At 38.3% G+C, this 23,827-nt stretch carries 21 protein-coding genes; 11 read left to right on the forward strand and 10 right to left on the reverse strand.

The features are described from left to right. Positions 1–18 precede the first annotated feature (18 nt). Both UMU13_RS06450 and UMU13_RS06455 read right to left on the reverse strand, forming a co-directional pair. Positions 19–2,343, reverse strand: coding sequence for a molybdopterin-containing oxidoreductase family protein (locus tag UMU13_RS06450; protein WP_328217920.1), 2,325 nt, complete (start codon positions 2,341–2,343; stop codon positions 19–21). A 203-nt stretch (positions 2,344–2,546) separates the two neighbouring features. Further along, positions 2,547–3,029 (reverse strand): DUF134 domain-containing protein, encoded by a 483-nt coding sequence (locus UMU13_RS06455; protein ID WP_328217921.1) that lies wholly within the window; start codon positions 3,027–3,029, stop codon positions 2,547–2,549. A 421-nt stretch (positions 3,030–3,450) separates the two neighbouring features. Between UMU13_RS06455 and UMU13_RS06460 the strand changes: the two genes are divergently transcribed. The 10 genes from UMU13_RS06460 to cls all read left to right on the forward strand — a co-directional run bounded on the left by UMU13_RS06460 (position 3,451) and on the right by cls (position 14,109). Beyond that, positions 3,451–4,776 (forward strand): FAD-dependent oxidoreductase, encoded by a 1,326-nt coding sequence (locus tag UMU13_RS06460; protein ID WP_328217922.1) that lies wholly within the window; start codon positions 3,451–3,453, stop codon positions 4,774–4,776. 552 nt (positions 4,777–5,328) lie between these two features. Continuing rightward, on the forward strand, positions 5,329–6,099 hold the full coding sequence (gene surE, locus UMU13_RS06465; protein WP_328217923.1) for a 5'/3'-nucleotidase SurE: 771 nt from the start codon (positions 5,329–5,331) through the stop codon (positions 6,097–6,099). After that, entirely contained in the window at positions 6,090–6,215 is a 126-nt protein-coding gene (locus UMU13_RS06470) for a hypothetical protein (RefSeq protein WP_273264713.1), read from the forward strand. Before surE ends, UMU13_RS06470 begins: the two co-directional genes overlap by 10 nt. 20 nt (positions 6,216–6,235) lie before the next feature. Further along, positions 6,236–8,911: a tetratricopeptide repeat protein gene (locus UMU13_RS06475; protein ID WP_328217924.1), complete on the forward strand. Its 2,676-nt coding sequence runs from the start codon at positions 6,236–6,238 to the stop codon at positions 8,909–8,911. Further along, positions 8,912–9,523: a MotA/TolQ/ExbB proton channel family protein gene (locus UMU13_RS06480; RefSeq protein ID WP_328217925.1), complete on the forward strand. Its 612-nt coding sequence runs from the start codon at positions 8,912–8,914 to the stop codon at positions 9,521–9,523. It abuts the gene before it with no gap. Continuing rightward, entirely contained in the window at positions 9,520–9,921 is a 402-nt protein-coding gene (locus tag UMU13_RS06485; protein WP_328217927.1) for an ExbD/TolR family protein, read from the forward strand. Before UMU13_RS06480 ends, UMU13_RS06485 begins: the two co-directional genes overlap by 4 nt. Continuing rightward, a complete protein-coding gene (locus UMU13_RS06490; RefSeq protein ID WP_328217928.1) occupies positions 9,918–10,670 on the forward strand; it encodes an energy transducer TonB in 753 nt (250 codons plus the stop codon). The genes UMU13_RS06485 and UMU13_RS06490 overlap by 4 nt, the downstream gene beginning before the upstream one ends. A gap of 6 nt (positions 10,671–10,676) precedes the next feature. Further along, positions 10,677–11,807, forward strand: a complete 1,131-nt coding sequence (locus UMU13_RS06495; RefSeq protein WP_328217929.1) for a class I SAM-dependent methyltransferase — start codon at positions 10,677–10,679, stop codon at positions 11,805–11,807. A gap of 5 nt (positions 11,808–11,812) precedes the next feature. After that, complete coding sequence (locus UMU13_RS06500; RefSeq protein WP_328217930.1) at positions 11,813–12,706, forward strand: TIGR01212 family radical SAM protein; 894 nt, start codon at positions 11,813–11,815, stop codon at positions 12,704–12,706. Further along, the gene (gene cls, locus UMU13_RS06505) at positions 12,703–14,109 is read left to right on the forward strand and encodes a cardiolipin synthase (protein ID WP_328217932.1); all 1,407 of its coding nucleotides are present in this window, start codon (positions 12,703–12,705) and stop codon (positions 14,107–14,109) included. The genes UMU13_RS06500 and cls overlap by 4 nt, the downstream gene beginning before the upstream one ends. A 27-nt stretch (positions 14,110–14,136) precedes the next feature. On the opposite strand, the gene UMU13_RS06510 is transcribed toward cls, so the two are convergent. Next, complete coding sequence (locus tag UMU13_RS06510; RefSeq protein WP_328217933.1) at positions 14,137–14,592, reverse strand: Hsp20/alpha crystallin family protein; 456 nt, start codon at positions 14,590–14,592, stop codon at positions 14,137–14,139. A 376-nt stretch (positions 14,593–14,968) separates the two neighbouring features. On the opposite strand from UMU13_RS06510, the gene pepD reads away from it, so the two are divergent. Continuing rightward, complete coding sequence (pepD, locus tag UMU13_RS06515) at positions 14,969–16,357, forward strand: beta-Ala-His dipeptidase (protein WP_328217935.1); 1,389 nt, start codon at positions 14,969–14,971, stop codon at positions 16,355–16,357. A gap of 5 nt (positions 16,358–16,362) precedes the next feature. Here pepD and UMU13_RS06520 read toward each other — a convergent pair whose 3' ends face one another. From UMU13_RS06520 to UMU13_RS06550, 7 genes are all read right to left on the reverse strand, one after another. Further along, the gene (locus UMU13_RS06520; RefSeq protein WP_328217936.1) at positions 16,363–17,352 is read right to left on the reverse strand and encodes a ribonuclease Z; all 990 of its coding nucleotides are present in this window, start codon (positions 17,350–17,352) and stop codon (positions 16,363–16,365) included. Continuing rightward, the gene (locus UMU13_RS06525; RefSeq protein ID WP_328217937.1) at positions 17,342–18,883 is read right to left on the reverse strand and encodes a bifunctional aminoglycoside phosphotransferase/ATP-binding protein; all 1,542 of its coding nucleotides are present in this window, start codon (positions 18,881–18,883) and stop codon (positions 17,342–17,344) included. The genes UMU13_RS06520 and UMU13_RS06525 overlap by 11 nt, the downstream gene beginning before the upstream one ends. After that, a complete protein-coding gene (locus UMU13_RS06530; RefSeq protein WP_328217938.1) occupies positions 18,880–19,395 on the reverse strand; it encodes a cysteine hydrolase family protein in 516 nt (171 codons plus the stop codon). The genes UMU13_RS06525 and UMU13_RS06530 overlap by 4 nt, the downstream gene beginning before the upstream one ends. A 5-nt stretch (positions 19,396–19,400) precedes the next feature. Further along, complete coding sequence (locus UMU13_RS06535) at positions 19,401–20,231, reverse strand: deoxyribonuclease IV (protein ID WP_328217939.1); 831 nt, start codon at positions 20,229–20,231, stop codon at positions 19,401–19,403. Between the two features lie 3 nt (positions 20,232–20,234). Then, on the reverse strand, positions 20,235–21,227 hold the full coding sequence (fbp, locus tag UMU13_RS06540; protein WP_328217940.1) for a class 1 fructose-bisphosphatase: 993 nt from the start codon (positions 21,225–21,227) through the stop codon (positions 20,235–20,237). Between the two features lie 380 nt (positions 21,228–21,607). After that, positions 21,608–22,186 (reverse strand): LPP20 family lipoprotein, encoded by a 579-nt coding sequence (locus UMU13_RS06545; protein WP_328217941.1) that lies wholly within the window; start codon positions 22,184–22,186, stop codon positions 21,608–21,610. A gap of 55 nt (positions 22,187–22,241) precedes the next feature. Beyond that, positions 22,242–23,705 carry a hypothetical protein gene (locus tag UMU13_RS06550; RefSeq protein ID WP_328217943.1) on the reverse strand — a complete coding sequence of 488 codons (1,464 nt, stop codon included), beginning with the start codon at positions 23,703–23,705 and terminating at the stop codon, positions 22,242–22,244. Positions 23,706–23,827: the final 122 nt, after the last annotated feature.

Here is a 23,827-nt window from a genome sequence, read left to right on the forward strand (position 1 = left end):
ATTTTCACCTCTTACCTACTAAGCTTTTTTTATTTCTACAAATGTTTCGTGCAATAAAGCATTCCCGGATATTGTCTCGGCATAATCTTCCAGTATTTCGGCATCCGAAGCGCCAACTTTATAAACATTGGTAAGCCACTTGGACAATCGTCCGAAACCGTGAAGATAAAAAACTGTATCCGGTCTTGTATATTCAGTGACGTGAACTTTTACCTTTTGCTCTCCCACGGAACTTTTAACAATTGCATAGTCCCCGTCATTCAATCCCTGTTTGAGTGCGGATTTAGGATGTATCCAAAGCATGTTTGTGTAGTGCCCGTAAGCTTCCAGCAGATAAGGTACATTTTGCGTGTTTGCCTGAGTAAACTGTGCGTGTCTTCCCACAACAAATCTGTATTTACCTTGCGGAGCTTCAGATGGTTTCTGATAAACCGGGAGAGCATAAAGTCCGGCTTCCGGATATCTTACGCTGGCGAGTTCTATTTTGCCCGTTTTTGTTTTAAGCCTGGCACCTTCTTTGAGGGTTTTGCCGTATGGGATTTTATCTGTTTTGTAAAAGCATCCCTTTTCCATAAGCATTTTGTAGGCACCGGGATAATCTGAAAGCTGGTGCTTTATAATGTGAGACATGGGAACACCTTTGAATGTTTTAACATAATCCCTCATATAAGCCTTATCCTCTTCCCAGGCATCAACCCAGTATTCATCTTTCTTAAGGAATCTTTCAGTTAAATCAACGGTAATATCCTTCATGGATTTTGTATCAAAAAGAGGATCGATAACAGGTTTTCTGAAAATCACTACCGGCGCAACACCGCCTAAGCTATGAGCCGGATCCCATCTTTCCAGATATGTGGATTCAGGGAGAACTACATCTGAATACCATGCAGTATCGGACATCTGGATATCGATTGTACATATGAATTCCATAGATTTCAGCATTTCCAGTGTTTTAGATCTGTTAGGAACAGATTCAACCGGGTTTTGCTTGTAAACAAACATCCCTTTAACGGGATACGGTTTTTGCTTTAATATAGCATCCCTGAACAGTACCCAGCTTCCGTCAGCTTCTGAAAGATAAGCTACTTCATCTTTGGGCATACCTTTGTTGGATTTTATATATTCAGGTAAAACATCAGCTGCGAAACTTACTTTTCCGCCGTCTATTCTGCTTTTGACTCTGCCAAAAAGTGGGAATATGAACTCGTGAGATTTCAGACTTATACCGGACTTGGGTATAAGACCTCCCTTCCTGTCCCAGGCTCCAACTATTGCATTAAGAATAGCGCATGCTCTTCTGTAGTAAACATCATTGGCAGTAAAAGAACTTCTTCTGCCCGGATACCACACAGAAGCCGGGGCATTTTCAGCGAATTTTCTTGCCATCCATCTTATTTCGTCTGCAGGAATCTCGCTTTCCTTTTCAGCCCATTCCGGCGTATTTTCCTTAACGTGTTCTTTCAACTGATCGAAACCGTGTGTATATTTGTTAACAAACTCCTTGTCGTATAACTCTTCAGATATGATGACATTTATCATGGCCAGAACAACTGCCATATCCGTACCAGGTTTTATCGGAAACCATTTGTCTGCAATAGCAGCAGATTTTGTTGCACGCGGATCAAGATATACAAAAGTCTGTTCTTTATGTTTTTTTGCCAGATCAATTGTGTCAGGTGTAATAAAAGCTTCCGCCCTGTTGGAGCCGGCCATAACAACAAATTTTGCGTTGGCGATGTCAGCATCTGGCAATGTGCCGTAAACAGAAGAGTATCCCTGAATATTGGAAGCAAGACACAGCGTAGGATGACGTACACTGTTGGTTGATCCAACTACGGATGTCAGATGCCTGAAAAATTCTTCCTGCAAGCCTTCAGTGGAAGCGAATGCGATGGAAGATCTGTTGTCATATTTGTTTATCAGTTTTATTACATTTTCAATAATGTAATCGTAAGCCTCATCCCAGCTTACTTCTTTCCATTTACCTTCACCGCGTTTGCCGGTTCTTATTAAAGGTTTTTTCAATCTGTCCGGAGAGTAGGGCACTTTAGCTCCCACATTCCCCCGAGCACACAGCATAGACCTGGATTTGAAAAAGTTGTGATTGGGGTTCAGTTTATGAATTACCCCGTCTTTGACATCGGCAAATAAAGAGCATTTGTTAACGCATATTGCACATGCGCTGGGAACAGTTTTGCTTCCCGACTCTTTACTTTGTTTACCGTGTTCCGATGCAACGGCTTTGATCGTTGAGAATTTAGAAGCCATTGCCCCGGCTGCAAGAGTACCCCCACTGTAAGCAAGGAACTTCCTCCTGTTGAGCTTGGTTTTCAATAAAGACATATTTTGCCCCCTTGTTTTGGTGTTTCACTTTATCCATATGTTTGAATATAGATAAATATAATTAAAGGAATGGGCTGTCAATATTTTTTTTGCTTTATTATTAGACATTTATGGCATATGCCAATAAAGAAGGTATCTGAAAAGATATTTCTATGCTATAATTTCAAAAGCATTTGCCAATAACAGACACAACGGGTAGGGTTTTAGGGTATATTGCCGGTTAACTTTAAAGGGCATTTACACTCTTTTCCGCACCTTCTCATTTTTATTATTTCATCGGAGTTGCATTTGGAGCAATAGTAGTTTGTTTTTGCACCATCCGAATCTTCCCATTCATGGGCGCATCTGATGCATTTTAAATGTCTCTTATAGAATCTTATGTATTCTTCGCACTCTATTTTGACAATCTTGCCGTTTATCAGAGCATCCGCCATTTTTTTTCTGGCTATTTCAACTATTCTGCCAAAAGTTTGTCTTGATACATTCATCAGAGAGGCAGCTTCTTCCTGGGATAAGCATTCAAGATCAGCAAGCCTCATTGCCTCCAGCTCATCAAGAGTTAAAATTGTCGCATTACCATTATTATCTAAGGATTCATCTTTGTTTGGTTTGTTGTCATTGTATGGTCCGAATTCATTAACCCGAGGCCGGTGCATAACCAATCTTTCTTTAGGTGGACGAGGCATTTGCAACTCCTTTTGAACTTATGTTTATTTACATTATATTGCTGTGTTTCCTCAAAGTCAAGTTTTGAGTTTGATTTGTAATAATCATATGCTTGTAAAGGTGGATATCAGTTTGCATGCAAAAAGTTTGGTTTATAATAGCATAAGCTTATAACGCTAAATATTTTATTAAAAAAATTAGAATTATTTTATTTTGTAAACACAGAATCTTTTTTGATTTTATCATTTTTGTACTTTATTTTGCTATATATAAAAAACATATTTGTGCTATTGGATTTCATAATATTTGCAAAAGAGCAGATTTTATAGTTTGGTCTTGCATCATATGTCAGGATTTTGGGTGTTTTCTTGCAAATAAATTGACAAATGCCAAAAATTAATATATAAATATTCATATATTAATATATTCATGGAGGTAACTATGAAAGTACTCGTTATTGGTGGTGGCCCGGGCGGTATTCAGTCAACTAAAACTTTGAAGACACATAATCCTGAGATAGATGTAACTGTAATAAGACCTGAGCCGTACAGTGTTATATATTGTGCTCTGCCTTACGTTGTGGAAGATCTGGTGGACAGGCAGAAAGTTCGTAAAAGTGACAATTTGATAACAGAAACCGGAGCAAATCTTGTAAAAGATAAGGCTGTCAATGTTGATTTTGAAAATAAAGTAGTAAAAACAGAACTTTCCGGCAATTATAATTATGATAAACTTATCATTTCAACAGGTGCAACCCCTTTTATCCCTCCAATTAAAGGGAATGAGCTTAAAAATGTAGTATCTGTAAAGACAGAGAGTGATTTGGATCAGATATTGGAATGCGTGGAAAAGGGTGCCAGAAAAGCAGTTGTTGTCGGTGCTGGTAACATCGGTATAGAAATGTCGGTGGCTTTAAAACACAAAGGTATTGAAACTTACCTTGTGGAGATGCAGGACAGGGTGGTTCCCAATATGCTAAGTAAAGAACTTTCCAAATTACCGGAAAAAGAAATTGTTGAGCTTGGTATTAAGCTGAAGTTAAATGTCGCAGTTGATGAATTAACAGGAAAAGAGCGTGTTGAAAAAGTAAAGCTTTCCAATAATGAGACTATTACTTTGGCAGAAAATGATATGGTAATCATGTGCGTCGGCGTTAAACCCAATGTCGAACTTTTTAAAAACTCACCGCTTGAGATTGATACCGACGGTATAAAAGTGAACGAATATATGGAAACTAATATTGAAGATATATACGCTGTGGGCGACTGTACGAGTTATATTTCCTACATTGACAAAAAGCCGCTGGGGGGAAAGCTTGCTACAAATGCAGTACCTATGGCTAAAATATGCGCTTACCGGATACTCGGCAAAAACTATTCCTATCCGGGTTTTATTAATGGTGCCATAACAAAGTGCGTAAACTGGCGTATGGGAGGTACAGGATTCAGCGAGGAAACGGCAAGGCAAAGGGGTTTTGATATTACGACTGCTGTAGGGGAAACCACCACAAGATTCCCCATGATTCCGGGTGCCACCAAAGTCTATGTAAAACTGATTGCTGAAAAAAATACCTTAAGAATTTTAGGGGGAGAAGTGGTTGCCGGTGAAAGTGTTCCGCAGTTTATTGATGTGATTTCCTTTGCAATCCAGAAAAATTCTACTGCATATGATTTGTTTCAATTCAGCTATTGTGCTCAGCCCTTTCAAACATTTTTCCCTGCCAGTAATGCTATAGTTCAGGCCGCTGAGAAACTTCTAAACAGTTAATGCAGATGCGGTTTTCCCGCTTCTGCATTAACTGTTACTGCATCTTTACTGTCCTTTATTAAAACTGAAGTCACCCCATTTTTCGCAGTGCAAATATTTTTCAATGTAATTTGCACGCATTTCGCAGCCGAAACTCGAAACTACTGCCGCTAACCGTCTACACCCTCCTCTCATAATTGTTTTTATTTGCAAATATTTATCCACTTTACATTCCAACACAGGGTGTGACCGCTAACCGGCAGTACGTTTCTCAAACATCGGCTGCTTCATTTGTGCAAATTACATTGAAATCAGTGTCATGTTAGCTAATTATATGTAAAACAATACTTTTATATAATTTTTGGGGTGATGCCAGTTATTAAAACCTTTGAATTATTAAGTTTTCTGCTGTAAAAGATTGGAACTGTTTCCCATGATTTTGAATATTTCTGTCTGTCGGTAGTCTGCCGGAAAAAAGTGTATGGAAAATAAAGGAAAAGTGACTGAGCCAAAAGTGTTGAAAACATATATTAATTATAGTATTTTGATTAAAACAAACAGGGTAAATAAATTATGAAAGTTCTTATTACGAATGATGACGGCATATATTCCAAAGGTATATACGAGCTGTATAAAAGTATTTCAAAAATTGCTGAAGTCGTTGTTGTGGCACCTATTAAAGAGCAAAGTGCTGTGGGGCATGCCATCACTGTAAAATATCCCCTGAGGCTTCACGAAGTTAACCGTAAGGGCGAGTTTTTCGGATATGGTGTTGAGGGTACACCGGCTGATTGTGTGAAGCTTGCTTTCGATGATATCATTACGATTAAGCCTGATCTTGTTGTTTCAGGGATTAATCACGGAGCCAATTTAGCCTCCAATGTCATTTACTCCGGCACTGTTTCCGCAGCCACTGAAGGCGCTATGCTGGGGGTTAAATCGATGGCTGTCAGTTTAGCCTCAATTGAATACACCGATTTTTCTGCAGCTGCTGATTTTGCTGCTTTTTTTGCCAAATATCTGCATAATCTGAACGATTACCATTCAAATCTTATCTTTAATATAAATGTACCTCCGCTGGAAAGGGGGGAAATAAAAGGGTGGAAATTTACAAAACAGGGAAAAACGAGATTTATGGATACGTTTGAAAAGCGTCTTGACCCCAGAGGGAATACGTATTTTTGGCTTAAAGGGGAAAAGACTGTTGTTCACAGAAGTCAGGACTGCGATGATTATCTCCTTGAGCAGGGGTTTGTGAGTGTGACGCCGATTAAATATGATCTTACTGATTACAGTCTTTATGAAAAGCTTAAAAATACTGAGGGGGTTAAAGAGTGGAAGTGATAAAAAGATTACTAATCCTGATGGTTGTGATCGTTTTCTCAACTGCAATTGTTTCGTGTGAGGGGTGTAGCCAGAATAATCCCACATCACCGGAAAAAACTGATCAGCAAAGCTGAGAGCTAAGGCGGTAATGTTTATGAAAAAGACGGGAGTGTTTGTTTTATCCATATTGTTTATATGTACCAGTCTGCTTCATGCTGAAGTTAAAGTCCCAGATTTTTCTTTTTTCGGAAAAGAAATTGCCAGTTTTCGTATAAAACCTTCATTCACGAAGATTAACGTCAGCTTTAAAAATGCAAAAAGTTTTAGTACTTACATAGAAAGTATTAAGATTGAAGCTGAGTCTTTTGACAGAAAAGAATATTCCACCAAAAAACCGGGTTCAATTTACGGTGGGACTTTCGGAACGGGGTTATCGGCCGTATTTGTGGGGAATAAAGCCTACAGGAATTACCTCGTAAAACAGTTTCTTGAGGGCAATTATCTCGGCGTTGTGAATGCATATCCTGAATATAAGAATAAATTCACAGGCGGGAAATTTGCAAATGAGACGGCTTTTTTATACGCATCTTCCCTTCTGAAGACAGGTGACATTCCAAAGGCTGTGGAGATTTTTGAAAGGGTGGCCGCCGGTGAAGACAATTTTGCCTTTTATGCCCAGGATAAACTTTTTGAGTACCTCGAGGAAGTCGGAAGATACAAAGATATACTCCGCTTAGGCGGGCATTTAAAAAGGCTCAGTCCGTATGCATCGTATCTATATCTCGATACTTTGTACAAAAACAATCAATACGATAAAATGCTTAATTTTACAAGTGATTACGAAGAGTATGTTTCTGAATACCAGGTGATAAGGGATTACAAAATCGCGGCAGAATATTTTGCCGGGAAACTGGAGAAAGTGGCAGGATACGAAGCTTCATCAGAGGTATCTGTTAACTTTATTACAGATGCACTCCTTAAAACCGGTAATTTGGAGCGTGCTTTTATTCTGATAAACGGTATGAACAGGAATAATGCCTATAAATATTATTTTAATTTTAAGTACCACATTTTAAAGGGAGATTATGAAAAGGCTGAAAAAAGCTATGAAAAAATAGCAAAGGAAAGGGATAAACTCAGCCTTTTGTTTTTCTATCTGTCGGAAAGTTTCCCCGATATCCGTGAAAATGTCCTGAGTATATTTACGTTCAGCAACCCTGTTAATAGAGATTATTTGAATTATTACAAAGGTTTACTTTACCTAAGCAGGAATAAATATGAAAAAGCTGCTGAATATTTTGAACAGGTGGTTTTTCAGGAAAACCTGCTTATTAACAGCTATTTTTACAAAGGCATATGTTATGCTGATGAAAATGCGAGCAGGTCAAAACATTTTTTTATCAGATATCTGAACAATGGGGAGGACAAGGAAAAGAAAAACATTGCCAGATTTATGCTGGGGCAGTTTTATTACATTGAAAAGCAGTATGAACAGACTCTGATGCTTGTGGAAAGTTGTTCCACCGCCTTTTGCACAGAGCTTAAAGCACAGGTTTATCTGGCTGAGTCAGATTTCCGGGAGGCTTTTAACCTTCTTGAAAATATTGACAGCAATAAAGCCGTTTACATAAAAGCTGCCGCACTGTTTAATATGCAGGATTATGAAAAAGCCTTGACAATGCTCAATAAAATTAATGGCACTTACCCCGGTAAAGATTTGTTAAAAATGCTTACATATTATAAGCTTGAGGAGTTTGATAAAGGGCTGGAAATATTCAACCGGCATAAGAATGAAAAAGATTTTATCGACAGAACGATAAGACAGCTTTATCTTGCGAATGAATATTACACGGTGATAAATATTTTGAATAGTATCGCAGATCTGACACCTGAATACAGACTGATCATGGCAAAATCGCTCTATTCCACAGGCAAATATGACAGAGCTGAACAGATTTATTACGATTTTTTGAAGGAGAAAAAATATCTTTATGACAGTATAAACGGACTTATTTCTATACAAAGCAGGCAGAAAATACAAAAAAGTTTTCTGATAAAAGGTTTCAAATGGCTTAATGACATGGAATTCGAGAGGGAAAATGTTATTGCGCTTGATTTTGCCAGGCTCGCTTTCAACTCCGGTGACACCGGCATGGGGATAAAGTATCTCAATTATTTCTTTAACAATTATCCTGATGCATCAAATGTTAAAGAGGCATATATTCTCAGAGCTGATTTCTTTTTTAATAAAGGCAAGCTGAAAGAGTGTATTATGGACATGAACAGTGCTATAAGCAGATTTGGCCGGGACGGGGAACTTTTGCTTCAGAAAGCAAAATGTTTGAAAGAAGATGACACTTTAAAAGCCCTTGAAATCTACAGGGAACTCAGTGACAGCGAACGGTTTGAAAGGGTGGCCAAAACAAATATTATGGAGCAGTCGGATAACGTTTCGGAAGTGGAAAATATTGCTTTGGAATTTAAAAAGGAGCAGTACGACCTTTATCTAAAAGGTATTGAAAGAGTTTTGAATATTACTCCTTTAAATAGACTTGAGAAGAAAGAGGAGTATGCATACGAGTTGATAGATTCGGGAATCAGAAAATATGCTCCTGCAGGAGCATACTTTGTCGGTGCTGTTGAGTATGCAAAAGGGAATTATAAAAAAGCGGCATCAGGGCTTATGAAAGTATATTACCTTTATCCCGGATCAGATTATGCATTAAAGTCATTAAAGCTTGCTAAAAAAGCTTTCACTGAAACAGGTGACAATACAAACGCGGACAAAGTACAAAAAATAATAGATAAAATGGGAAGCAAGGAGGAATAGATGCTTGAAATTTTAGAAAAGGGCGGAGTGTTGATGTATCCTATTTTGCTACTGTCAATAATATCACTGGCAGTATTTTTGGAGCGTTTGGTCAGTTTGCGTAAAAACAGATATGTTCCAAAAAATTTTATGGATAAGCTGTATGTTTTCCTGCAGAATAAATCCTTCCAGGATGCACGGTCTCTTTGCGACATGAACAGTTGTGCAATAGGTGATATATCAAAAACAATCCTTGATAATCTGGATTTGCCAATTTCACGGCTGATGGAGCTGTCAGAAGAAGCCGGCAGATTCCAGGCCAAGAAACTCGAACGTTTTCTACCCACATTGCAGACAATTGCAAACATTGCCCCTCTGCTCGGTCTCTTGGGTACCGTTGTCGGGATGATTAAAACGTTTGTAGTGATTTCCCAGCAGGGTGTGGGTAATGCCCAGGCTTTGGCGGGCGGAATATCAGAAGCACTGTTAACTACGGCTGCCGGTCTTTCTGTGGCGATACCCACGGTTATTTTCTATCATATTATTAACAGCAGGTCAGAAAGGGTGGTTTATGAGCTGGAAGGTGCCACTTCCAACATCCTTAATCTGATTTTTAAAGAGGAAACAAAATGAAATTCCGTGACGATAAAAAGACGAGAAGCGTTGATATCAATCTGACCCCGCTGATAGACGTGGTCTTTTTACTCCTGATTTTTTTTATGGTTTCCACCACATTTATTTATACAGATGCACTGAAAGTCAATCTGCCTAAAGCAAAAGGTGAAAACGTTGAGATTAAAAAAAATATTAATATTGTGATTTCCCAAAACGGCTCGATTAATATTAACGGCAACAGAGTTTCAAAAGCAGGTTTGTCCAGAAAATTAAACGAACTGCACAAAGCGATGCCAGATGCCACTGTGATTCTGCAGGCGGATAAAAATTCAGCCCATGGTGATGTTGTTTTTGTAATGGATTACTGTAAAAGGGCTGGGTTTGAAAAGCTTGCAATAGCAACCGAGGAAGAATGAAAAAATACATGTTTCTCCCTATAACCTTATTGCTGTCAATTATGATTCATCTTCTTATACTTTTGTACATTCCCGGTTTCAATGTTGATTTTAGTAAAAAGGATAATGAAACAATTGAAATTGAGCTTGTAAAACCCAAAATCAAGAAACCTCAGGAAACCAACGAAAAAGCTGCTGAAAAAAAAGCCGCCGGGAAGAAAGAGATTGCTGCTGAAGAAAAGCAGCTGATTTCAGCTGAAAAAGTTATAGAAAGCGCCGATGCTGAAGTCTCAAAAACCTTGCCGAGGGTTAATCTTCCGAAATTTAAAGATGAGTCTGAAATTTCTGTGCAAAAGCCAGGGTTTGAAAATCTTGTTCAGGTACCTGAATCAAAAAACAGAGTAAATGTCAGCTCGGAAATTGCTTCAGCAAAGTCGGAAATGTCCTCCCGGTCAGTGGGGGTAAACAAAAACAAAGCGGCAAATGCGGGTAATAACTTTTTTGAAATTAAAAGTGCAAGCAACATCAACAGAACGCTTCTTAAACCTTATCCGGAGAAACCATCTTTTTCACTCGAATCCAATACGACAGTTACATTAAGTTTTTATGTTGATCAGAATGGGAACACCTATAGTATTACACCGGTAACGAGATCAGATAAAGATATTGAACAGCTTGCCATTGATTATGTGAGTAAACTGAAATTTGAGGCAGTGTCTTATAATAAGCCTGATAAAATACAGATTAAATTTTATTTTAAGGTGGAGTAGAAATTTATGGATAACCAATTGGAGATTATTATAAAAGACAAGATAAGAGAAAAGGGGAAAATTACTTTTGCCGAATTTATGGATACGGCGCTTTATTATGCTGAGTTGGGATATTATCAGAAGGAGAATCCTTTCGGCGAGCAGGGGAGTTTTTATACGGCGGTTAATGCTTCCTCTTCTTTCGGCAGATCCATAGCTTCCGGATTTGTAAAGGTATTTGAAAGTACCGGGATTGAACAGAATATATGCGAAATGGGCGCCGGAAGCGGCTATCTGGCCAAAGATATACTTGATTATTACAAACAGGAATTTCCTGAAATTTACAGCAATCTCAGCTACCTCATAATTGAAAAAAGCGAATATCTTATACAAAGACAGAGAGAGCTTCTTAAAGAACATGCTGATGCCGGTAAGGTCGTGTGGACTGATTTTGACAAATTTGCCGATTTCAACGGTATATTTTTTTCCAATGAGCTTGTTGACGCTTTTCCGGTACACCGCATAATCAATATAGACGGAGAATATAAAGAACTTTATGTTATTAATCACAACAATGAGCTGCAGTTTTACCCGGATAAAATTTCTACACCTGAGATTGAAGAGTACATGCAGCAGGCAGGCGTTAAACTTAATAACAAACAGATCGGTGATATTAATATAGATGCATTGAATTGGATAAAAACGCTGGGCAGTAAAATTTCAAAAGGTTTTGTTATTACTATCGATTATGGTTTTGAAGCTGAACAGCTTTATTCTGACTTCAGAGTGGACGGTACAGTAACTTGTTATTTTAAACATAAACAGAACAATGATTTTTTTGAGCGCATAGGATATCAGGATATCACTGCTTTTGTTGATTTTAGCGGTCTGGAAATTTACGGAAAAGAGTATGGCCTGGAGACACTATCTTTTGTACCCCAGTGGCTGTTTCTAATACAGTGCGGAATTCTTAATGAGATGGAAAAGGCTGAATCTGACCTCCAGAGGACGGCGATAAAGTCTCTTATAGTTCCTGAAGGCGGTTTCGGGACAAATTTTCATGTTCTTGTTCAGACAAAAAATGTTAAAATTCCTGAAGATTTTGTTTTTAACAAATCGTCTTTAGAGACTTTTGATACATTGTCCCGGAATTTTTAGCATTTATGTATTATTCCTTGAACAAATATCTTAAAGAAAAATATGGTGAAAAGGTCTGGAAAGTTCCTGTGGATGCAGGCTTTTCATGTCCCAATAAAACCGCAAACAGCGGCGGAGAAGGCTGTATATATTGTGATACTGCTTCCTTTACTCATGTGGAAAGAGGAGAGATAGCTGATCAGGTTAAAAAAAGAATTGAAAAGCTGCGCAGGAGAAAGATAAACAAATTTATTATATATTTTCAAAGCGGAACCAATACCTACGGTGATATACAAACGGTTAAAAGCAGGATAAACAGTTCTCTTATTGACGAGGATATTGTGGGGATTCATATCGGCACGCGGCCTGACTGTGTGGATGAAAGTATTTTGGGCTATCTTTCAGAGCTGAATGAAAAATATGACGTTACAATCGAATACGGTCTGCAGAGTGCCAAAAACTCTACATTGAAATTTATTAACAGAGGGCATTCAGCAGAAGAATTTGCCCGGGCTTGTAAAAGGACCAAGGCAAAAGGTATAAGCGTTTGTGCCCATATTATCTTAGGTCTTCCGGGTGAGAGCCGGCGGGATATGATTGAAACTGCTGATTTTGTTGCCGGAATCGGGATTGACTCAATAAAATTTCATCATCTCCAGGTATTGAAAAATACAAAACTTGCCGAGCTGTATAGAGAGAAAAAATTTAATTTGCTGAGCCAGGAGGAATATGTTGATATTTTGTCCCAATTTATAGCACGCTTACAGCCTGATGTTGTCATTTCAAGGCTGATAGGAGATTCCCCTGAAGAGTTGTTAATCGCTCCCGAGTGGCCGTCGTCAAAATCGGATTTTGTTAATAAATTAAACAAATTTATGGAGAAAAATAATTTATATCAGGGTAAACTTTATACAGGATGAATGTTTTAAGGTTATTTGCAGAATATTTTAGTCTTATACTCTCCATAGCCCTTGTTCTCGTTGTTTTATCGGGGCGCAAAGAAGCCAGAGCAACTTTCTCATGGGTTCTTATTATCATTTTTTTTCCGTATCTGGGAGCCTTACTGTATCTTATTTTTGGCAATCCAAGGCTTAAAAAGCTGGTTGATGTCAAGTTGAAAAGCAGGCGAAATATCAGAGTTAAAAAATATTTTGACAAAATGCCCGAATACAAAAATTCCCGCCTGGCCAATCTTGTGGAAACGGTTACAAATTTAAAGCCGCAGCTCTGTTATGATCTTGAACTCCTGCCCAGCGCAACGGACAAATATTCCAAACTTGCCAGGGATCTGCTTAATGCCAGACATTATATTTTAATAGAATACTATGTTTTCAGACAGGATGAAACGGGTGATTTTTTTCTTAAACTGATTGAGTACAAAGCTGAACAGGGAGTTAAGGTATTTTTTCTCTACGACGGTATGGGCGCTGTTGGAATCACTTTAAAGAATTATCTGAAAAATTTAAAAAGAAATGGCGGAAAGTGTGCCGCCTTTTTGTCTCCATTAAACTATAAGAGCATTTTGCGCATGAATTTCAGAAATCACAGGAAGATTGTGGTGGTGGACGGAAGGGTTTGTTATACAGGCGGCATTAATATAGGTAATGAATATATTGGAGATATTATCGGCAGTACCAAGTGGGTGGATACCCACGTTCGCTTCAGCGGAGACGCAGTTTATGCAGTTGAAGAGGTTTTCTCCGAAGATTGGTACTTTGCCACTGGTGAAGATATCACGGATTTGCTCCATAAAAAACATACCAGAGTGGGCGGAGATATTAATCTGCATGTTATTCCTTCAGGCCCTGATCAGAGCAGCCCGCTCATATATGATACAATCTTTTCCACTCTCAGTGCTGCAGAAAAAACAATCGATATTATTACACCCTACCTGGTTCCTGATCAACCTATAATCCAAACGCTGAAGAATGCTTCAAAGCGCGGAGTGAAAGTCAGAATCCTTCTGCCTGGCAAAAATAATCACCCTTTTGTTGCTGCAGCCGGACGCTCTTATTACGAAGAATTGGTGGAAGCAGGCGTTGATATATATGAAACGAGAAATGTTATGCTTCATGCCAAGATTATCATGATTGACGGCTTCTGGACAACCCTTGGTTCTGCAAACATGGATGCCCGCAGTTTCAGGCTTAACTTTGAGTTGAACGTTGTAATATATTCAAAAAGATTTGCTTCAAACACCACGGATCTTATAGATTCCTATTTTGAGATGGCCAGCCAGATTGAACTTAGCACTCTGCAAAACAAAAAATTCATCAACAGGATATTTGAAGGCGTCTGCAGAACGTTGTCGCCTGTATTATGAAAAAAGGGGCTTTGCGCCCCATTTTTACTATTTTTCAAGTTCGATTTTTACTTCTTTCTCTTTGTAATCTTCCGATTTGGGAAGCGTAATCTTTAATACGCCGTTTTTAAATTTTGCTTTTACATCTTCCCGTTTAATATGTTTTGGCAGTGTTATTTGTCTGGTGAAAGATCCGTATACCCTTTCTCTGCGGTAGTAGTCTTCATCTTTTTCTTCTTTTTCATCCTTCCTTTCGCCTTTAATTGTTAACAGATCACCAGCTATACTTACATCAATATCCTTTTCTTCCATACCGGGCAGGTCGGCCTTAACGACTATTTCATTCTTGTTTTCGGAGATATCTACCGATGGTGTAAATTCCATCTCACCCAACACTCTTTCATCCGGAGAAAAGAAGTCATTGAACAATCTGTTCATTTCGTCCTGCAGACTGTCAATTCCCCTGAAAGGAGAAAGTCCTTTTTGTGTTCTTCTCGGTAACATATCTGCACCTCCTTAATGAATTATTTTTTACATTTATAAAGATATATCTGAGTCTACCTGTGTCAAGATTTATTTTTAGCGCAACTAAAATTTTCTTATTAATATTATTTAGAACGAGTTTAAAAAGAATAAGCAGCCGGGAAAGGGTGTGAGAGTGAAATGGGGAGTTGGAGAAGTGGTATATTTGTGTATTAGTTGAGAGGGCATTCAACATCGAACATCCCCATCACCTATCACCCATTACCCATTACGCATCACGGTATTATAAATCACGCATTGAAATGTAAAAATTTCGGGATTTTGCAAGTTGTGCTTTATTGAGTTTGGAAATAATATAGTGTAAATTGGGTTTCAATAATTATAAACAGGGTGAAAAATGAGCTATCTTAAAGAATTTATGGAAATATTTGGGGAAATATCCCGGATACCAAGATGTTCCGGGAATGAAAAATTGATTGCGGAATGGATAATGAAAAGGGCTGATGATAAAGGATTTAAAACAAAAACGGATAAGACCGGTAATATTTGTGTAAAAGTTGACACCGGCAGTAATAACACTGTTGTTATCCAAAATCATATGGATATGGTGTGTGAGAAAGAAAGCGGTGCAAGACATGATTTCAGCAAAGACCCCATTAAAATGACAATTAAAGATGACTGGCTTAAAGCCGAATGTACTACATTAGGTGCTGATAACGGAGCCGGTATGGCTCTGGCGTTTTTATTGTCTGAGGAAAATTCACCTAAGCCCAATCTGGAGCTTCTTTTCACAGTGGATGAGGAGAGGGGACTTGTTGGAGCTTCCGGTCTGGAAGAAGACATGCTAACCGGAAGAACTTTGATAAATCTTGATACGGAAACGGAGGGAGAGTTTATTATCGGATGTGCCGGTGGAAGAGATACGTTGATAAGTAAAAAATATGATTTTATTAATTTTGATACTGCTGAGATGTTTAAGCTTGAAATCAAAGGATTGGAAGGGGGGCACTCAGGACTTGATATACATAAAGGCAGACCGAATGCGCTAAAGATGTTGGGAGAGATGCTTGGGGCTGTTAACAAAAATTATCCTGTTTACATATCGGATATTAACGGGGGAACAGCTCATAATGCTATCCCCCGCAGCGCCTTCGCAGAATTTATGGTAGAAGGTGAAATCACAAGAAAAAACATAGAAGATACACTGGCGGCGTTTGATACCGGATTGTTTGATTTGAAAACTGTAAAAAACAGCGGCTCAGGTTTTTTAACACAGGATGATTCAGTCCAAATTGTCAGTATGATTAACGAAATTCCTCACGGAGTCTACTCCTATGATTCTAAGATGCCTGATAAAGTGGAAACATCGTCTAATCTGGCCACAATAAAAATTGAAAATAGCTCTTTTACATGTTTGGTCAGTCAGCGGAGCTCTAACCCGTCTAATCTGAATGACTTGACGGCTTTGATAGAAGACTGCGCTTTAAAAGCGGGTGCTGAGTATGAGACGGGAAATGAGTATCCCGGATGGCTTCCTGAGCCAGATTCTGAAATAGTTAGAATATTTAAGAATACCTATTCCGAAATTTGCGGAATAGCTCCTAAAGTAGATGTTGTCCATGCCGGACTTGAATGCGGTGTAATCGGTGAAAAATTCGAAAATATGGAAATGATATCTCTGGGACCCACTATAATTGATGCTCACAGCCCTGCTGAGCGTTTAAGCCTTTCATCTGTGGAGAAAGTGGTAAGACTGTTAAAAAGGGTTTTTGAAAAAATTGCCTGATAAATTTATTTGAAGATTTTTTTAGCCACGCCGTTATAGAGATTCTGATAAAAAGCGGGTTTTTCCTTTTCGTATTTGGGTGCAAAGTGGAAAAATTTCACATATTTGCTTCCACTTTTACAGAAGATATTTTTGGCCAGATCCGTGGTTAAATGCTTCTTTTTAACGGCGTGAGTTACATCCGTTTTCATAAACATGCTTTCGATAAGCAGAATATGGCTGTTTTTGGCAAAATTTATTGCCTTTACATAATTTCCATATGTGGGAGCGTTGTCCGTAATAAATGTTAAATCCTGAGCCGGTGAATATATAACGAGCATTTCCTCAAGTTCTTTTATGCTGTATTCTTTTGTGCCGTCAAAAGTGGACACATTAAGGATTGTTTCCCTGTTTCCTTTTCTCAGTTCGTCTTTTAGCTCGGTCAGCCATTTGCCGGGGATAAACCCATACTGTTCGCATGAATTTTTCTTAATATTTATGTGAATAAATTCGTTTATTCTGTAACCTACGGAGATTGTTCCGTGATCGAAAAATTCAAATGTAAGGGTGAATCCGTCCCCCAAATCTATCTTTTCAGGGCTATACTTCTCAATTTCGGGCTTAAATGATTCGTAGGATCTGAACATTGCTCTTTTGTAAGGTTTTTTGCTGCTTAATTCTATTACTTCGAGAGTAAATTTATAGTCCTGAACCAAATTCCATGTATATCCTCTGAGTTTGCCGCTGACATTTTCGATAATTCCGGGTGGCCCGAAAAATCTAATATGCTTCTCAGATCTCAAGAAACTTCTTAATATCCTGTCAAATCCATAAAAATGATCGACATGGGCATGGCTGATAAAAATATCACTTATGCTGAGGACTTCACTGTTTGAGATATTACCGAGTCTTCCGCAGTCCAGAAGAAAGGCTTTTTTCTTGTAAATATTGCGCACAAAAAAAGCAGTATCTTCGAAAGGAGAGTTTATCGGTTTTATTATAAAGTTATGCTTCATCAATCAAAAAATTTTCTATTTTTATTAAATTATCATCCACAGCTGCTTCGGTAGTGTCCACTACCAGTCCAGCACCTATATCCTCTGCAGATTTCATCTGTTTATCAAAAATTTCCGGCCTTCCGTCTGAAACAGAGGATTTGCTCAGCCGTTTCTGCAGTCTTTTAATTATTTTATCTTCTTCAGCTGTAAATTTGAGTTTGATTATATGCAGATTATTATCGTTCCTGAATATTTCAAGAAAATCGTTTTTCGAGAAACTGCCGTCAACTGCCGTCATCCTGCCTAATTTGCTGTATTTACAGGCCATCTCACCGAGTTTTTTGTATAACTTTTGTGAATTCTCTTTTGAGTATAAACCTTTGCCGTATTCATCATAAATTTTTGATTGGGGATCCAGACCGGCTGTGATTTTTCTGTAATAATCAGTACTCAGAAGGCGGCCAGGGTATTTTTTTACAAAAGCCTTTGCATTTTTACTTTTACCTGTTCCCATAAGACCAGTGAAAAGAAGAGTTTTAACTCCATCCATGTTAATTGCATATGTCAGACTTAATTCCATTAGCCTGTTTAGTTCTTCTTTCTTTTGGGTGTAATTTTCCCAGTTTTCACCTTTCTCTTCCAATAAGAAACAGGTGACTTTCGCCCTTACAAAAGCTCTGTAACATTTATAAAAATTTATCAGTTTTTGTGAGTTCTCATCATCATAGACACTGAGAAATCCCTCAAGAAAAGCGTCCGAAAGTTCATATTTGCCGATTTGATCAAGTTCAGTGCAGAGAAAAACGAAATCGGATATGACATCGTTGAAACGCATCCTTCTGTTGAACTCTATACAATCCATCAGTCCGACTTTTTGATTTTGGAAAAAAATATGCTCCAGCCTCAAATCCCCGTGTCCGTCTTTTACATACCCCCCGGATACTCTGTTTATAAAAATATTTTGATTATTATCCAGAAAATCTAATGTTTTTTTCTTTATAAAGTCATAATACTTACTGTCTATTAATGTGCCGCTATACTTTTCAGTTTGCTGGAAATTTTCTTCACAGTTATATCTTACCGTTTTATAGCCGCCGTTCTCTTCTGCAGCTTCAGCTGATGTCTCAATATTTTGAAAAAGTTCGGCCGTTTGTTTGCCTATATTCCGTGCTTTCTCTTGGGAAACTTCACCTTTTTCGATTCTGTTTTTCAGAAAATCCTTTTCAGGGATTTTTTTCATTTTTACAACATAATCCACTGCCGTTAGTGTGCTTGTGGCCGGAACGAGAACAAATTCGGAGCCGCGTCTGGCAATCTTCAAAGCGTCCTCATATACCCCCCGGCAAAAACGCTCATTAAGTTTTTTTTCCAGAATACAAAAACGCTTTCTGTCCTTTGAAAGTTTGAAATTCAGGAAACCGAAGTCCACCTTTTTTTTCAGTTTGTAGACAAAATCATCAGTCAGCAAAACGTGGGAAATATGCGTTTCGATTTCCTCTTTCGGTTTAACCAAATCTCTTAATATCAGCAGACTTGAATCTTCCGTCATATAATCTCCGCATTGTGAACATTTTTCAGTTGCTGCATACCAAACTTGTGTGTTTTCTCATCCAGGGCGATAACACAGTTTTCCGGTACAATCACATGGTAGTTTCTGCTGACCGCATCAGCAGCGGTATACATAACACAAACATTGGTTAAAAGTCCAGTCAATACTAAAGTATCGATGTTTTTTTCCTTCAGAATCTCATTTAACCGGGTATCGAAGAAACAGGAATATCTTGTTTTCTCCAGGACTATATCATTACTCTCCGGTTTGAGCTCATCGATAATTTCCGCTCCTTTCGTTCCTTTTACACAATGCTTCGGCCAAATTTCAAATTCCTTGTCTTCCGGATCGTGAGCATCACACACGTATATAACGGGATTGGAGTTTTCTGCAGCAATTTTTCTCTGTTCGTTTATACAGTCCACAATACTTTTGGCATTCGGAGTTTGCAGAGGAGCACCTTCCTGTACGAAATCATTAAGCATGTCAATGATTATAAGTGCCTTATTCATTATTATCACCTCCTTAAACTTTTTAAATACCTGATCTGGGGTTTATAGCTTTCATCTTTTTTCAGTGGTGTTTCCAATATACCTAATGTTTTGCTGAAATGCTTATCATTCAAGACTTTTCTGAAAAACTCTTCACCGAGAAAGCCTTCACCTATCATTTCATGTCTGTCTCTTTTGCTGCCGAGATCAAACTTGGTATCGTTAAGGTGGAATACTTTTACTTTGTCACCGAAGAGACGGAATGTTTCATTAACTACATTCTCGTAATCTTTTTTAAAATCGTAACCTGCTGCAAACATATGGCAGGAGTCAAGACAAACACCCAGTTTATAAGGATATTTTGAGGAGTCGATAATATATTTAAGATGCCGGATATCATAGCCGAGATTTGTTCCCTGTCCTGCGGTGGTTTCCAGTAACATCATGCAGTTAAAATCATTATTCCCATAAATATTGTCGATGAGGGCGGTAATATTATTAAGACCTTTCTCCTCACCGATACCTGTGTGCGAGCCCGGATGAATTACATAGTACGGGATACCGAGAGTATCACATCTGCCCAGTTCATCCTTTAGGCTTTCAAAAGATTTATTATACAGGTCTTTCTTTTCTGTTGCCATATTGATTAGATAAGAACTGTGGGCGCAAATTTTATTACGCCCTAATTTTTCAGCCTTTTTGCGGAATTTCTCTGCTTCATCATCGCTTATTTTTTTGCCCTGCCATCTATTGGCATTCTTTACAAATACCTGCATCGATTCACATTCATCCGTTAGTGCTCTGTCGATGCTTTTGTGAATCTCCCCGGCTATTGATTCGTGTGCGCCCACATACATTTATCAGCTCTTTTTCATATATTTCAGGTACGTTTCCACTTCAAACCTGGAACCTATTATTAATGGTGTTTTCTGGTGGAGTTTTTCAGGTTTTATATCAAGAATATTCTTGTGACCGTCTGTGGCCATTCCGCCTGCCTGTTCAATAATGTGTGCCATTGGATTTGCTTCATAAAGCAGCCTGAGTTTGCCTTCGGGATTGCTTTTGTCTCCGGGATAGAGGAAAATACCTCCTTTCAGAAGATTCCTGTGGAAATCGGCAACAAGTGAACCGATATAGCGGGAGGTGTATTTTCTTTCTTTTATACTTTTTATATATTCCACAAAATCCCTGATTTCAGGAGTCCATCTGTGATAATTGGCCTCGTTTATGCTTAATATTTTGCCGTGTTCAGGAATTCTGATGTTTTCATGTGAAAGGAGAAATTCACCGATGCTGGGATCAAGGGTAAATCCGTTTACACCGACACCCGTGGTGTACACAAACATAGTACTGGAGCCGTAAACTACATATCCTGAAGCTACAAGTTTATTCCCCTCCTGCAGAAAATCCTCTCTGCATCCGTTAAAACCTTCCGAAATTCTTTTGTAAATACCGAATATGGTTCCGATACTGATATTCACGTCAATATTGCTGGAACCGTCAAGAGGATCGAAGACTATGACATATTTTCCTTTCGGATATTTGTCGGGGATTTCTATAATATCTTCATCTTCTTCGGAGGCCATGGCACAGACTTTTCCCGTATGATCGAGGGCTTCAATCATTTTGCGGTTTGCATAGACATCCAGTTTCTGCTGTTCTTCTCCGTGGACATTTGTGGATTCATTTTTACCAAGGATGTTTACGAGTCCGGCTTTGTTAACTTCGCTGCTTATTATTTTTGCAGCAAAAGCTATCTGTTCCAGCAGTATGGTGAATTCACCTGTTGCTTCCGGGTGTTTTCTCTGCTCCTCAAGCAGAAACCTGCTTAAGTTTGTTACTCCTTTTTCCATCCAAACCTCCTTCAAAAAGAATTTTAATACGGTATTTTTAAAACATCTCTTTTAATATGTTTGTTGTGCTCAGTTATTAGTGTATTTTTATAAAACTTGAGTTTTTTGTACAGTATTTTCTTGTTTTTTTTCGAGTTTTGCACTTGAACCTGCTGCAAGTCTTTGTCCGCCCTGCTAAATCCAGCTTTGATGTGTTTCAGGACTTTTGAATAATTATTTTTATGAATTTTACCACCCTCTGTCCAGAAGTGGGCAGACTTAATCCCCTTCTAACATTTTGATAGGAGGGGAAGATAAAGCTCCGCGCACTTAACGCATTAAGTGCGCGGTTGGACGGGGTACTCACTCTATATTTTAATCATTTTTCAGGAAAAACATGTTTAGTTTTTATAGTCGCCGAATTCCTTTTCAATTTCTTTTTCAAGTTCCTCATGTGCTTTCTTTGCCTGGAACTGCTGCCATAACGCTCTTTCATTTTTAAAACTGCTGATAGCATTTTTCTGTACAATATCCTCCACTTTACCCGGATTCAGCACAACGAGTGTATAGTATTCGTTACATGGTGAAACCCACGTTTTTGTTGGTACGCTTCCTGAAAGTGTTTGGCTGGCAACCTGTTTTGAAACGTTTACAGCTACTCTGTCCACGGTTTCTTCATCTCCTACCCCGGTTGCCTGGGTGAAATTTTTAAACATGTTTTTTACCTTAACACTAATCGTTCTGGCTATTTCGTCTCTTGCCACTGCAATAGCTTCTGTTCTTGCAAACTGCATGCCCGCAGCACCGATATTTGCTGAACCAAGGCCGGTTATGCTTCCTTCCATACTTGGGTTAATCACCCAGCTGGGAGCACCTTCAAGGCATGAGTGTTTAAGAGGTTTCGGAGCTTTCTTGCCGCACCCTGCCGCAACAAAAGATAATATAATTAATACCATTGCTGCATATAGAACTTTTTTCATAAAACCCTCCTTATATAGTGCATTGAAAACTTTTTTTAATATAACATAAAAAATATCAATTACTAAGTGAAATTGCTTCAAAGTTTTTATTTTTTACAAGAGGCATTACCATGCCGAGTGTTGCGTTAACATATGTGGGATCAGCTGTATAGTAGCGTTTGCCATTATATTTGATACTTTTCCCATTTAGATTTATCTCTTCGCTGAAGCCAACTGCTGCCGCCACATGTCCCGGATAATCCAGCAAAATAACATCAAGTCCCAGAATTTCTCTTATCAGATATGCAAAGAGCATCGCTCTGTCCTCACAGTCAGAATACGGATAAAAAACTGTTTCTTCCGGTGTAAGATATTTTTCAAAGCCGAACTGTTCCATATCCGTTTTATACTCAAAAGCTTTCTGAACAAATCTTAATATGATATTAACTGCTTCGACCTCGCTTTTCCCCAAAACCACACTGTTTAAAGATTTTACGACTGCACGTTGAAAACCTGCCGAGGGCGGAGAAACAAGGTAGGCGTTAAGCACTGTTTGAGGGAAGAACCTGTAGTATCCTATATAATTTTGATTGTATATCAGGTTGAAAGAATATTTTTCCCCCGAGTAATTAAAGCTGAATGTTTTAGCAGCACTGTAATTTGCGAAATTTGGATTTTCCGCTCTGAAAAAAGCGAATTTATCTGCTCCTTCATATTTGCCCTCATATGTTTTCAGGCTCGTTATTGTATTTTTTTTAAACAGTGTGTCTACTGCATAATATCGTGTTTTCTCTATTGTAAAATAAGTAACGCCGTACAAGGTATACTTTGACGGTAAAAGCAGATATATCCTGTTGTTTTTGAAACCTATCTTGGCGTCATAACCCAGTTTTGACAAAATATACCACTGCAAGAGGGCTGCTGAATTCTTGTCTTTGTGAATGTTTTTGCTGATGTCTCTTGTGAGCAGGTATGTTCCCCAGTCGTGCAGTTTAAGCATTCGCCTGATATCTGTTATCTGACTTATAAAAGGTTTGTAATCAGCGGTGCTGAGTTTTTTCCAATATTCACTGATTTCTTCGTTATTTACTGTTGTTGGAAAAGTTTCGGCAATATCTTTATCAAAACGTACATAAATTTTTGTGCCGAAAAAATCGAAGACCATTTCCGAGGTTTCCAATGCTTCTTGAGACACTTCTGGATGAGTCACAGGTTTTATCTTTTTAACAGGCTCAGACTCCGGTGGAGTTGGGATTTCTTTCTTTGTAACTTTCGGACTGTCTGGTATATCTTTCGGAGTATGTAGTTTTGCATGAGGAATTTTATCAGGTTTTGGTACTGTATCCGGATCTATCCCTTTGAAAGCATTGAATTCTTTCCATTGTTTTTTCAAAAATTCTGCAAATTCCCTGTCCCTTTCTTCTTTAAAATTTTGGAATTCACCGAACTGCCTATTTATATAGTCTTCAAAAGATTGTTCGGCCGGTGCCGGAATTGCGAATAAAATGAACAGAAAAACAAGAAGAATCTGTTTCTTCATATGCCTCCTCTTTTTGTACATACTGCAGATAATTTTGTGTATATTTAATTTTACATTTATGATTTAAAATAAGCAATTATAAAAATATATTAATAACTGCTTTCTGCATATGAATTGATTAA

The sequence above is a fragment of the Flexistipes sp. genome (assembly GCF_036172515.1).
Taxonomy (GTDB): domain Bacteria; phylum Chrysiogenota; class Deferribacteres; order Deferribacterales; family Flexistipitaceae; genus Flexistipes.